Raw genomic sequence first — 13,049 nt, forward strand, 5'->3', positions numbered from 1 at the left:
AGTTGTATCTGATAATGAGATTGTACTGATTTTCAATTATAAAATGTGAATGTGAGTATAAATGGATTATGCAAAAAATTTTCCTTCTAATCAAATAGTTTGTTTTATTTTTTCTGACTGGGTTAAATGAAAATTCGGTAGATATCTGTTAACGGCCGGTCAGGACGATGGATGTAAAAGTAATGAAGAAAAAGGTGTTGTTAGGTATTTGTGGTGGTATTGCTGCATATAAATGTTGTGAACTGGTGCGGCTGCTTAAAAAAGCAGGACATCAGGTTAATGTTGTGATGACACAGGCAGCTACTGATTTTGTCAGTCCCACTACTTTTCAGGCACTGAGCGGAGAACCGGTATTACTTGATACTCATGATGCTGCCGGTGGCAACGGGATGGCTCATATCAATCTGAGTCGTCAGGCAGATGTGATGCTGATTGCACCGGCTTCTGCCAATACGCTGGCGAAAATTGCACATGGCATGGCTGATAATCTGCTGACAACTCTGGTAGCAGCCCGTACCTGTCCGCTGGCTGTTGCGCCGGCAATGAATGTACAAATGTGGAATAATCCGGCTAATCAGCGTAATCTGGCTTTATTACGTCAGGATCAGATAAAAATACTCGGACCGGCAGTCGGTGAGCAGGCTTGTGGCGAAACTGGCAGCGGACGCATGCTGGAAGCGGCTGAGTTGGCGGAATTGCTGGCAGATGTCTGGACACTGCCGGTGCTGGCTGGTAAACGGGTACTGATTACGACAGGGGCAACCTTTGAAGCCATTGATCCGGTACGCGGTATTACCAATATTTCCAGCGGACAGATGGGTATGGCTCTGGCACGTGCCTGCCGTGCGGCCGGAGCAAGTGTATCTTTGGTATACGGACAGATTAATACCTCAATGGCAGCAGGGTTGGCTTACACTGAACAGGCTGTCAGCGCAGATTCTATGCTGAATGCAGTCGAGCGTTTATTGCCACAGCAGGATGTGTTTATTTCTGTAGCAGCAGTGGCTGATTACAAAGTAAAAAACCGCAGTGTACAAAAACTGAAAAAACAGCCGGGGCAGGCTGTTCCTGTAATCGAACTGACTGAAAATGCCGATATACTGGCAACCGTAGCCAGCCAGCCGGATGCTCCTTTCTGTGTCGGCTTTGCCGCAGAAAGTGAGCATGTTCTGGAATATGCGCGTGCTAAACGGCTGAAAAAAGGTGTGCCGTTACTGGTAGCCAATGATGTGAGTCAGGCTATGGGTAAAACGACCAATCAGGTAATTTTACTTGATGACGAGCAGGAAACGGCTTTACCGCAGATGAGTAAAGCGGATACGGCTGCGGCTATTGTTCAACGGCTGGCACAATTATTGCCGTGACAGTAAAAGGCTGTTACTGATGTGTTATAAGGGCGTGCTGTCCTGATATTTTTAATGATCTATTATTTAAAGACTGGTTTTTATGAGTGCTTCTGAGTTATCTGTACAAATTAAAATATTACATCCGTCAATGGCAGAACAATTACCTGAATATGCGACGATTGGTTCGGCCGGGCTGGATTTACGTGCCTGTATTGAAACACCGGTTACTTTGCAGCCGGGAGAAAGCTTTCTGCTACCGACCGGACTGGCCATACATCTGGCTGATCCAGGATACGCGGCTCTGATATTGCCGCGTTCCGGTCTGGGGCATAAACATGGGATTGTACTGGGTAATCTGGTTGGGTTAATTGATTCGGATTATCAGGGAGAATTAAAAGTATCGTTGTGGAATCGCAGTCAGGAAGAGTATGTCATTGAACCTCTGGCACGGATTGCTCAGATGATTATTGTGCCGGTTATGCAGGCAGCTTTTACTGTGGTTGACGAATTTGCGCAAACCAGCCGCGGAGAAGGCGGTTTTGGTAGTACCGGACATCAGTAATTTTTATTTAAGCAAACGAAAAGCAAGGTATCCGGATGGATAACCTTGCTTTTTTTGCCATGGCACTGGCTAAAACTGCTTACTACACAATTAATTCAGCATTCTGACCGGCCATTCGGTAGTTTTAGGTTTGAAACCAGTATTATTACTGGCGATAACGCTCAATAAGCATATTCTGCATATTGGTTATAGACTCTTTCTCTGCTGGTTTAATGCGCTCATACTGACCATCCGGCTGCATCAGCCATGCACACTGATTATCAGCCAGCGCAAGCATCAGAGTTTCCTTGATTATACGTTGTTTTAGCTCAGGTGTTTCAATCGGTGTGCAAATTTCTACACGACGGAACAGATTTCTTCCCATCCAGTCGGCGCTGGATATCCATAGTTTAGAATCACCGCCATTTTCAAAATAAAATACCCGTGCATGTTCCAGCAGCCGGCCGACTATAGAACGTACCCGGATATTTTCTGATAAGCCTTTAACACCCGGACGCAGCACACATATTCCGCGTACTATCAGCTCAATTTGTACACCGGCCTGACTGGCTGCATACAGGGCATCGGCAATAGAAGGCTCAACCAGTGCGTTCATTTTAGCAATAATACGAGCTGTTTTGCCGGCTTTTGCCTGCTCAATTTCGTTATTAATGCTGCTGAGAAGCATTTTGTGCAGAGTAAACGGGCTTTGCGCTATTTTATGCAGATTATTGGGTTGTCCCAGACCGGTGATTTCCATAAATACGGTATTAACATCCACGCTGATATCCTGATTGCAGGTCATCAGACCCAGATCAGTATAAATACGGCTGGTGCCCTGATGATAATTACCCGTACTGACATGAGCGTAGCGTTTCAGCCTGCCGTCTTCACGTCGTACTATCAGTGCCATTTTGGCATGAACTTTATAACCAAAGACTCCATATACGACATGGGCACCGGCAGCTTCAAGCTGACCTGCCCAGTTCAGATTGGTTTCTTCATCAAAACGGGCCATCAGTTCTACTACCACGGTAACCTGTTTGCCTGTCAGTGCTGCTTTCATCAGTGCTTTTACCAGGTCAGAGTTACTACCAGTGCGGTAAATGGTCATTTTTATCGCAATAACCTGAGGGTCATCAGCAGCCTGCTGAATCAGACGAACTGTAGGTTCGAAAGACTGATAGGGATGATAGAGTAAGATATCGCGCTGGCTGATGATGCTGAACATATCGCGATTTTTATTCAGAATGGCCGGTGTGCCGGGAATAAATGGCGGAAATTTTAAATCATTGCGTTCAACCATATCCGGTACGGCCATTAGTCGTACCAGATTTACCGGACCGTTTACCCGGTACAATTCGTCGCGCCCCAGATGAAAATGGCTAAGCAGGAAATCGTAAACGTGTGCCGGACAATTATCGGCTACTTCCAGCCGGACACCATCTCCATATTGTCTTCCCTGTAATTCACCTGCAATTGCCGTGCGCAGATTTTCCAGATCTTCTTCATCAACACTTAAGTCGCTGTCGCGGGTAAGGCGAAACTGATAGCAGCCTTTAACGCTCATTCCGGTGAAGAGTGTATGCACATGAGCATGCAGGATTGACGACAGAAATACAAAACCATCATGTCCGTCACATAATTCCTTAGGCATTTTCAGTACTCTTGGCAAAATACGCGGAGCCTGAACGATGGCCATGCCACCGGTACGCCCAAAAGCATCTTTACCTTCCAGTTCTACTGCAAAATTCAGTGATTTATTCAGTAAACGCGGAAAAGGATGCGAAGGATCCAATCCGATAGGGGTCAGAATGGGTAACAGTTCATTCCGGAAGTAATCAGCCACCCACTGGCGTTGTGCTTCACTCCATTCACTGCGCGGATAAAAAGATATGCCTTCACTGCGCAGTGCCGGAATCAGCTCATCGTTAAATAATCTGTATTGTTCGGCAATAATGGCGTGAGCTTCTTCGGTTACATTGGCAATAACTGTATCCGGTAGTTCGCCATTGGCCAGAGGAATATGTGGTGAGAGTTCACGGGTACGCCGCAGCCATGCCATCCTTACTTCAAAAAATTCATCCAGATTGGAAGAAACGATACATAAAAACCGTAAACGTTCGAGTAAGGGTACCTGTGTATCCTGCGCCTGTGCCAGAACGCGACGATTGAAAGCCAGCAGGCTAAGTTCACGGCAAAGTAGATGTGGCTGAATTTCGGACATTGGCTATACCTGTAACTGTCATTAAGGGTAAGAATTTGTCAGTCTGGTGTTAATGTTACTAACATTGGCACTGTTTTGCTGACAGGTCAAGCTTCAATTGTATTTTCTGGCGGCCAGCGGTTGTGGATATATTGTCCCGGATTTTGGTAATTCAGTACTTTAGCGTAATTGCCGGCAGCTGTGGCATTTGCCGGAATATTTTTAGTCACAACACTGCCGGCGCCAATAGTGGCATTGTCACCAATCTGTACATTTTCAATCAGATTACAATTGGGTCCGATGTAGACGTTATTACCGATACAGGCTGCGGGTCCGTTGTTAGCACCAATTACTGTGTAGGGTGAAAGATTGACATTATTACCCAGTCGGGCACTGCTATTGATAATCAGCGGGCCGCCATGACCAATGTACAAACCATAACCTACTGCTGTGCGCGGGCTGATAATGATACCGCTGCGGCGTTTTTGCCATGCATACATGGGGTAGGCAAGTTTGCGCCATATTCCCGGTACGGAGGCCAGCCTGAGCCAGAAAGTAAAGCGGAACCCCCGGTTAAACAGATAATGACGAATAAAACTAGACCAGTCTGTACGGCCGCTATAACGAAACAAATCACTTTTAATAAGCTGGATAACCATAAAACAGTGCAAAGATGTCGGGAAAATAAAAGGCTGTTCGTCTCTGTGAAATCGAACAGCCATTAGTTTTTATTCCTGAGGCGGTATATAACCACTGATTTGATCGGCACCCTCGCCGAAGAAATAATTTTCCATTTGCTGTGTAATGTACTGACGGGCGCGGGGGTCGGCCAGACTAAGGCGGTTTTCATTAATAATCATGGTTTGATAACGTAACCAGCCATCCCAGGCTTCCTGTGATACGTTATTGTATATGCGTTTACCCAGTTCATTGGGAAATGGCGGAAATTTCAATCCGGGCGCTTCTTTGCCCAGTTTAACGCAATGCACCATATGGCTCATGTGTTTTCCTTTGTGTCATTCAGGGAAAAATACAGATTGTAAAATATTTTGCAGGAGTTGGTTTAAAGCTGGCGGCAAAATATTTTCGACTGGCGTTTGTTACTGGTGTACTGTTGCTGCCGCTCTGATGGTAACTGTTCCAGATGAGCACTGATAAATCCGCGTTCAATAAACCAGTCGCCGGTATGTGTGCTCAGAGCAAACAGTTCTTTTAGCTGTAATTGCTGTGCCTGTTTAATAACATGAGTCAGCAGCAGTTCTCCGTAGCCGCGGGCGCGGGCATTCGGTGAAACAATCAGACAGGCCAGCTCACCGGCATTTGCTTCAGGATAAACATGTAAAGCGACACAGCCATAGACATAACAATCCTGCTCCAGCACAGAAAATTCATGAATATGGTTTTCCATGTACTCACTGTCACGCGGTAATAAAATACCGGCGGCTTCCAGTGGCGCAATCAGTTGCAGGATATCACCGATATCTTTATTAGCAGCCGGCCGGATACGCATAAAGGGTGCTTTAGCCATGGCTGTGCCGCTGCCTTCACGGGTAAATAATTCCTGTAACAGGCTGCCATCCTGCAGACCGGATAGTACATGCACCCGCTGAACACCGTGTTCAAGTACATGTGCTGCTGTCTGTAACAGCTCTGTCTGGCGTCTGCTTCCGGTGTTTTGTGCCAGCAGACTGGCAATTTCAACACAGTTCAGCTCACTGATGGTTTGTTGCTGTTCATCCAGTAAACCTTGCTGCGTGCCCAGAAAGATGAGTTTTTCTGCGCTGATGGCTTCTGCCACAGCTTGTGCAACTTCATTTACCTGCAAACGATATGACTGACCGCTAAGCGAATGACCGATCGGGCTGATTAATACCAGCTGATTGTGAGCCAGACGCTCTTCGATAGCGGCCGAATCTACTTTGCGAACACAGCCGCTATAGCCCATATCTGTTCCGTTAATTACGCCCAGAGGCTTGGCGCGCAGGAAATTGCCGGCAGCAATACGCAGGTTCGGAGTGCTGTGCTCCATAACCTGTGTAGGTATCATAGATAGAGCTGCTTCCAGATTGAAGCGTGCAATTCCGCTGGCCTGTTTGACTAATTCCAGAGCTGCATTATCCGTAACCGGATTTTCATCTATGCTGATTGCAGTATCACTGCCGGCTATGGCCTGAATATACTGGCTGCACCCGTGAATAAGAACCAGCCTCATACCGAGGCTGGTTAATAAAAGTATATCGGCGGCCAGCGCTGCGAGTTTGTCGCTTACCAGAACATGGCTACTGATTGCTAAAACAAGCGTTTTACCATTCAGATGGTGGATATAAGGTGAGGCCTGACGAAAATCGTGAACAAACTGGTTACTTTTAAAAATTTCTTGATTACCTGCATGAATGTTCATTTTACTGCCATTAAATAAAATAACTGCATCATCAGTACAGTTAACGCAACAATGGTTGCCAGAGTCCAGTTAAATTCTTTGGACAGTTTATCCTGCTGATGATGTAAAAATTCGGTTTTGGCATGGATGGCATCGGTTTTTTCGATTGCATCATTAAGCAGTAATGGTACATCTGCCTGATTTGGATTGTCATTAGGCAGTAAGGTAAAAACAAGATTATTCAGGTTATTCACATTACTGTTCATGGAGATGCTGGTAGTGTTTTCTTCAGGCACATGGACTGGTGTATTGACTATTGGCGGAGCTTCTTTTACCGGCTCTGCTACAGGTAGCGGGTTGCGCAGTAATTCACTGCTGGCTAGCTGCGGCTGCGGCGCAGAGGAATGTTCCGGTTCCGGTTCGATTACCGTTGGCACGCGGATTTCAACTTTATTGGCTACTTGATTTAATAAAGTATTCAGATTCGGTCTTTTATCAATAACCGCAGTATTTTTTGGTGTTGGTGCACTGGTAAATATCTGACTCTGGGCATTTCTGCTGTTGGTCTGATTTAAATTCAGAGCATTTTGCAGTAAATCCATTACTTCACTGGCACTGGGTACCTGTTGTCCGGAAGCTGCCGTATTATTTTTGCTTTCGGCCGGCGGGGTGACATTTTTATTCGTACGGATTTTGGATACAACAGTAAATCTGTGCCGGCATTGTTCACACACAACACGTCCTCCGTCACGTGGCGGTGTTGCTACGATATTTTCTGCATGGCATTTAGGACAAATAACAGTAATTGTTTTAGACATGATTTTTCAGCAAACCAAATAGTTAAAAAGGAGGCAATTAAGTACTGTCAGAAGCAGATAGCCGTGTTATCGCATTAGCATGTCATGCCGGTATTTTCAGATAAATAGCAGAACCGGACAATTATGCTCTTTTACGGCCACTAATACATACCCACCCATCCAGTGTTTTAGGTGAGTTCAAATCAAACCACTGACGATATATTCCACTGAGTTCTTCTGTTTGTTCTGCCAGAATACCTGACAGGACAATTTCACCACCGGTACGGGTACGTTCTGCCAGCATTTGAGCCAGCATGCGTAACGGATTAGCCAGAATATTTGCAACAACGATGTCAAATTTCTGACCGGCTGGCAAATTATCCGGAAGATAAAATTCAGCACTGACCTGATTTTGTGCAGCATTATCCTGACTGGCACGGATTGCCTGCGGATCAATGTCTACACCACAGGCACGGCCGACACCCAGTTTCAGTGCGGCAATCGTCAGAATACCTGAACCACAGCCATAATCCAGCAGAGTTTCACCACTGCGCACATGCTTATCCAGCCATTGCAGGCACAGCCGGGTAGTGGGGTGACTCCCGGTACCGAAAGCCAGTCCCGGATCCAGTTGCAGATTGATGACCCCCGGTTGAGTTGGCTGGTTATGCCATGATGGCGTAATCCATAAGCGCGAAGAAATCTGAATCGGGTCAAACTGAGACTGGGTCAGGCGTACCCAGTCTTGCTCAGGAATGGTTTCAAGATAGTACTGTGGTTTGGCAATCGCACATTCCTGTGCCGCTGCAGAGACAACGGAATCAATATCAGTATTTTCATCAAACAGTGCCACAATGTTACTTTGCTGCCACACCTGTTCAGTGGGCATATCAGGTTCGCCGAAAATCGGCTGTTCATTATCATTGCCGGCATTGGCATCTTCAATAGCTGTACTTAATGCGCCGTTTTCAATCAGTGCATCGGAGAGCTTATCCACCTGATCTTGTGTAACTGTAATAACAACTTGTTGGTAGTGCATGGCTTTTTTACCGTAACTGGATGTTTTATAAAACTTCAGGCAGCCACCGCGGCTGCCTGCAAACAAAAGCGCAATGTATGCTTATTGTAAATTATTTTTGTGATTCTTTGTGTTTTTGTAACCATTGTTCAAGATAATGAATACTTTCACCACCATGAATGAAACCCGGATCAGCAAAAATATCACGGTGCAGGTTGGTATTGGTTTTAATACCGGTGATGGCCAGCTCCTGCAGGGCAACACGCATTTTGGCAATAGCTTCATTACGATCACGCCCGTGGGTACACACCTTACCAATCATGCTATCGTAATAAGGAGGCACGGTATAGCCCTGATAAATATGGCTGTCAATGCGCACACCGTTACCACCGGGCTGGTGGCAGCTGGTAATCAGGCCGGGGCTGGGAACAAAAGTATACGGGTCTTCGGCATTAATCCGGCATTCAAAAGCATGTCCTTGTAAACGGATATCTGCCTGAGTGTAGGATAAGGGCAGACCGGAAGCTACACGGATTTGCTCCTGCACAATATCCACACCGGTAATCAGCTCAGTAATAGCATGCTCAACCTGCACACGGGTATTCATTTCAATGAAGAAGAACTCACCATCTTCATACAGAAATTCAAATGTACCTGCACCACGGTAGCCGATGCGCTGACATGCGGCTACACACGCGGTACCAATACGCTCGCGTTCTTCCGCAGTGATAAATGGTGCCGGTGCTTCTTCAATGACTTTCTGATGGCGGCGCTGCATAGAGCAGTCACGCTCACCCAGATAAATGGCATTGCCATGTTCATCACACAGTACCTGAATTTCAATATGGCGCGGTTTCTGCAGATAGCGTTCCATATATACGGCAGGATTACCAAAAGCAGCCCCGGCTTCAGTACGGGTCATTTCTACTGCGGCCAGTAAATCCTCAGCCTTTTCAACTACGCGCATACCGCGACCGCCGCCGCCGCCTGATGCTTTAATAATGACCGGATAGCCTACCGCAGCACCGATTTTTTCAATTTCCTGCGGATCTTCCGGTAATGCACCATCTGAACCGGGTACACAGGGAACACCGGCAGCCTGCATTGCCTTTTTCGCAGAAACTTTGTCGCCCATCTGACGTATGGTTTCCGGACGCGGACCGATAAAAACGAAACCGGACTGCTCCACCTGTTCTGCAAAACCATCATTTTCTGCCAGAAATCCATAACCGGGGTGAATGGCATCAGCATCGGTAACTTCAGCAGCGGAAATCAGAGCAGGGATATTCAGGTAACTTTGGGCGGAACTGGCCGGACCAATACAAACAGATTCATCAGCTAGCTTAACGTGCAGAGCATCACTGTCGGCTTCTGAATGCACAGCCACGGTTGCAATACCCATTTCATGGCAGGCGCGCAGAATGCGCAGCGCAATTTCGCCACGATTGGCAATAAGAACTTTTTTTAACATGAGGCAGTACCTTGTAAAAAAGGGGAGTTATGACTGATATTAAGATTACTCAATAATAAACAGCGGTTCACCAAACTCCACAGGCTGCCCGTTGGATACGAGAATTTCTTTGACCACACCACTGTGATCAGCTTCAATTTCATTCATCAGTTTCATGGCTTCGATGATACACAGAGTATCGCCGGCATTAACGGTTTGCCCCACTTCAACAAATGGTGCAGAAGTCGGACTTGCTGCCCGGTAAAAAGTTCCGACCATCGGTGATTTCATCGCTTTGCTCAGATCAGGACCGGCTGCCGGTACGGCTGCTGCCGGAGCAGCTTCTGCCGGAACTGCTGCTGGTGCGGCCATAACAGCCGGCTGTTGCTGTACTGGTGCAGAATATACTGGCTGAGCAGCAGTAGTGCGGGTAATGCGTACCTTTTCCTCACCTTCGGTCACTTCGATTTCAGCAATGCCTGACTCTTCTACCAGATCAATGAGTTTTTTAAGTTTACGTAAATCCATATTATGAACCCTTGTGTGATTGGACCTGATCGCAATAGGTATTAGTGTTGGCGATCTGTCTCTTGAATGTATTCAATTGCACGGTGTAACGCTGCCTCGTAACCATATACGCCCAGACCACAGATTACCCCCATGGCAATATCGGACAGATAGGAATGGCGCCGGAAAGCTTCGCGTGCATGTACATTTGAAATGTGTATCTCAATAAATGGTTTGCCGGCAGCTGCAAAAGCATCACGAATGGCTACGCTGGTATGGGTAAATGCACCCGGATTAATAATAATAAACCGGGTATCATCAGTTAATGCAGCCTGAATGCGTTCTGTCAGAACATGTTCGGCATTGCTTTGCAGTGTTTCCAGCGTTAGGCCGGCTGCCTGTGCCTGTACAAGCAGTTTCTGATTAATGTCTGCCAGTGTGGTATGACCATATATATGCGGCTCCCGTAACCCTAAAAGATTCAAATTGGGGCCGTTTAAAACCAGAATTGAGGCACTCATAAATTGATTGTTTATCGCAAAATTGCGCCATTTTTGCCGAAAATGCGCGCAAATGTCCAGTATTTTCGTAAAAATTTCACTATATAAACTACAACTGTTTTCCCTATAACAGTCTGGCAGCCTTATTTTGCGTGCTTAATAAACTGATAAGCCGGATATTTAAACTGTGGCTGATAAGGGTAATATGCTACTGCTTCGCAGTCTGTGCAAGCCGGCTTATAATACGTCTTTTGCCTTTTTCGGGCACATATACATGCATATTAATGATTTTGATTTTGATTTGCCACCGGAACTGATTGCTCAGCACCCTCCGGCTGTGCGCGGCAGTAGCCGTCTGCTGGTAGCTTTGCCCGGGCAGCCTCCGACAGACAGTGAATTTATCCGGCTGGCAGATTATGTGGCAGCCGGTGATGTTTTGATATTTAACAATACCCGTGTAATGAAAGCCCGCCTTTTTGGCTGTAAAGCCAGTGGCGGTCAGATTGAAGCATTGATTGAACGAGTGCTGGATAATCATACTGCTCTGGCGCATGTGCGTTCATCTAAATCACCCAAACCGGGTACAGAACTGATTTTCGAAGGCGGATTGCATGCACAGATGCAGGCGCGACAAGGTGAGTTATTTGTACTGCATTTTTCCGGCGACAAAACTGTATGGGAGCTACTTGAAGCTCACGGCCATTTGCCATTACCACCATACATTACCCGTTCGGCTGATCATGACGATGATGAGCGCTATCAGACGATTTATGCTAAATATGAAGGAGCAGTAGCTGCACCTACCGCCGGTTTGCACTTTACCGATACTATTTTGCAACAATTGCGAGATAAGGGCGTACACCTGGCCGAAGTAACTTTACATGTGGGTGCAGGCACCTTTCAGCCGGTGCGGGTAGAAAATATTGCTGAACATCATATGCATAGTGAATGGTATGACGTGAGTGAGGAAGTTGTAGCAGAGATTGAAGCGGCACAGGCGCGAGGAAATAAAATCTGGGCGGTAGGCACAACAGCAGTCCGCGCACTAGAGTCTGCAGCACGCAGCGGAAAATTACAGGCAGGCCAGGGCGATACCAATATTTTTATTACGCCGGGCTATGAGTTTAAGGTAATTGACCGCATGATTACCAATTTTCACCTACCTAAATCAACTTTACTCATGCTGGTGAGCGCATTTAGCGGTTATGATGAAATTCGTGCCATTTACCAGCATGCCATTGGTGCCGGATACCGCTTTTTCAGTTATGGCGATGCCATGCTGCTGGGTAATCTGGCAAAAACAAAAACAGAATAAGATATAAGGAACATAACATGAGAATGTTGCATACTATGCTGCGAGTAGGTGATCTGGATAAATCACTGGCGTTTTATCAGGATGTGCTCGGTATGAAACTGCTGCGGCGGGAGGATTTTCCCGGCGGACGTTTTACTCTGGCTTTTGTCGGCTATGGTGAAGAATCTGACAGTACCGTACTGGAATTAACCTATAACTGGGATACGCATACTTATGATCTAGGTACAGGATACGGACATATTGCTATTGAGGTAGATGATGCTTATGCTGCCTGTGATGCTGTGCGCGCCAAAGGCTGTCGTGTAACCCGTGAGGCCGGACCCATGCAGCATGGCACTACTGTCATCGCATTTGTGGAAGATCCTGATGGCTATAAAATTGAATTCATTCAGAAGAAGAAATAAGTTCACAGCATTATATTGATTGTAACTGTGGCAGACTGAACTGCGATCAGTATCTATATCCTGACAGATGGTTTATAGCCATCTGTTTTTGTTCCAATGGAGTTTTGATTGCTTGACGCTGATTCAGACTGCCTATTATGATGCCATTATTCATATGCTTATTTATGCATCCGTTCGGGACGACCCGGCCGGTAGATTCTCACGCAGGACGGCCTGCATCAGCCTTAACAGGAATCATTATGGCCTGGGTGTCATTATTGCTGGCCGGCATACTTGAAATAGTCTGGGCAATTGGTCTTAAGTATTCACAGAATTTTACTAAATTCACTCCGAGTATCATTACATTGGCTGCTCTGGTTGGCAGCTTTCTTCTGCTGGCACAGTCCATGCGTTCATTACCGGTAGGTACAGCTTATGCAGTCTGGACTGGTATTGGCGCTGTGGGAGCAACCATTGTCGGTATCATTGCTTTTAAAGAACCGGCTGGTGCCATGCGTCTGATTAGCCTGACACTGATTATTGCCGGTATTATTGGTCTGAAACTGGGCGCACACTAAATTCATGCTGTCCGGCAAGTTATAACCT

The 13,049-nt window shown here is 46.4% G+C and carries 14 protein-coding genes; 5 read left to right on the forward strand and 9 right to left on the reverse strand.

Annotation, left to right across the window (positions count from 1 at the left end; translation table 11 throughout):
* Positions 1-182: 182 nt before the first annotated feature.
* Positions 183-1,364, forward strand: coding sequence for a bifunctional phosphopantothenoylcysteine decarboxylase/phosphopantothenate--cysteine ligase CoaBC (gene coaBC / locus H3V00_RS04610; protein WP_198207171.1), 1,182 nt, complete (start codon positions 183-185; stop codon positions 1,362-1,364).
* A gap of 82 nt (positions 1,365-1,446) precedes the next feature.
* Positions 1,447-1,908: a dUTP diphosphatase gene (gene dut, locus H3V00_RS04615; RefSeq protein WP_198206942.1), complete on the forward strand. Its 462-nt coding sequence runs from the start codon at positions 1,447-1,449 to the stop codon at positions 1,906-1,908.
* Positions 1,909-2,053: 145 nt separating this feature from the next.
* Here the strand turns inward: dut and ppk1 are convergent, their stop codons facing one another.
* From ppk1 to aroQ, 9 genes are all read right to left on the reverse strand, one after another.
* Positions 2,054-4,114, reverse strand: a complete 2,061-nt coding sequence (gene ppk1, locus H3V00_RS04620) for a polyphosphate kinase 1 (RefSeq protein WP_198206941.1) — start codon at positions 4,112-4,114, stop codon at positions 2,054-2,056.
* Positions 4,115-4,200: 86 nt separating this feature from the next.
* A complete protein-coding gene (locus tag H3V00_RS04625; RefSeq protein ID WP_198206940.1) occupies positions 4,201-4,815 on the reverse strand; it encodes a serine acetyltransferase in 615 nt (204 codons plus the stop codon).
* 6 nt (positions 4,816-4,821) lie between these two features.
* Positions 4,822-5,094 carry an oxidative damage protection protein gene (locus H3V00_RS04630; RefSeq protein ID WP_198206939.1) on the reverse strand — a complete coding sequence of 91 codons (273 nt, stop codon included), beginning with the start codon at positions 5,092-5,094 and terminating at the stop codon, positions 4,822-4,824.
* A 62-nt stretch (positions 5,095-5,156) separates the two neighbouring features.
* Positions 5,157-6,494, reverse strand: a complete 1,338-nt coding sequence (argA, locus tag H3V00_RS04635) for an amino-acid N-acetyltransferase (RefSeq protein ID WP_198206938.1) — start codon at positions 6,492-6,494, stop codon at positions 5,157-5,159.
* The gene (locus H3V00_RS04640; protein WP_198206937.1) at positions 6,491-7,291 is read right to left on the reverse strand and encodes a hypothetical protein; all 801 of its coding nucleotides are present in this window, start codon (positions 7,289-7,291) and stop codon (positions 6,491-6,493) included. Before H3V00_RS04640 ends, argA begins: the two co-directional genes overlap by 4 nt.
* A 121-nt stretch (positions 7,292-7,412) precedes the next feature.
* Complete coding sequence (gene prmA / locus H3V00_RS04645; RefSeq protein ID WP_078475787.1) at positions 7,413-8,309, reverse strand: 50S ribosomal protein L11 methyltransferase; 897 nt, start codon at positions 8,307-8,309, stop codon at positions 7,413-7,415.
* A 91-nt stretch (positions 8,310-8,400) separates the two neighbouring features.
* Positions 8,401-9,759 carry an acetyl-CoA carboxylase biotin carboxylase subunit gene (gene accC, locus H3V00_RS04650; RefSeq protein WP_110414436.1) on the reverse strand — a complete coding sequence of 453 codons (1,359 nt, stop codon included), beginning with the start codon at positions 9,757-9,759 and terminating at the stop codon, positions 8,401-8,403.
* Between the two features lie 45 nt (positions 9,760-9,804).
* Complete coding sequence (gene accB / locus H3V00_RS04655; protein ID WP_025331183.1) at positions 9,805-10,266, reverse strand: acetyl-CoA carboxylase biotin carboxyl carrier protein; 462 nt, start codon at positions 10,264-10,266, stop codon at positions 9,805-9,807.
* Positions 10,267-10,307: 41 nt separating this feature from the next.
* Complete coding sequence (gene aroQ / locus H3V00_RS04660) at positions 10,308-10,766, reverse strand: type II 3-dehydroquinate dehydratase (protein WP_025331182.1); 459 nt, start codon at positions 10,764-10,766, stop codon at positions 10,308-10,310.
* 253 nt (positions 10,767-11,019) lie between these two features.
* On the opposite strand from aroQ, the gene queA reads away from it, so the two are divergent.
* The 3 genes from queA (at position 11,020) to sugE (ending at position 13,021) form a co-directional block, all read left to right on the forward strand.
* Entirely contained in the window at positions 11,020-12,060 is a 1,041-nt protein-coding gene (gene queA, locus H3V00_RS04665) for a tRNA preQ1(34) S-adenosylmethionine ribosyltransferase-isomerase QueA (RefSeq protein WP_198206936.1), read from the forward strand.
* A 17-nt stretch (positions 12,061-12,077) separates the two neighbouring features.
* Positions 12,078-12,464, forward strand: a complete 387-nt coding sequence (gloA, locus tag H3V00_RS04670; RefSeq protein WP_078475657.1) for a lactoylglutathione lyase — start codon at positions 12,078-12,080, stop codon at positions 12,462-12,464.
* A gap of 239 nt (positions 12,465-12,703) precedes the next feature.
* Positions 12,704-13,021, forward strand: coding sequence for a quaternary ammonium compound efflux SMR transporter SugE (sugE, locus tag H3V00_RS04675; RefSeq protein ID WP_025331179.1), 318 nt, complete (start codon positions 12,704-12,706; stop codon positions 13,019-13,021).
* Positions 13,022-13,049: the final 28 nt, after the last annotated feature.

The organism is Snodgrassella sp. W6238H11 (assembly GCF_016100525.1).
Taxonomy (GTDB): Bacteria; Pseudomonadota; Gammaproteobacteria; order Burkholderiales; family Neisseriaceae; genus Snodgrassella; species Snodgrassella alvi.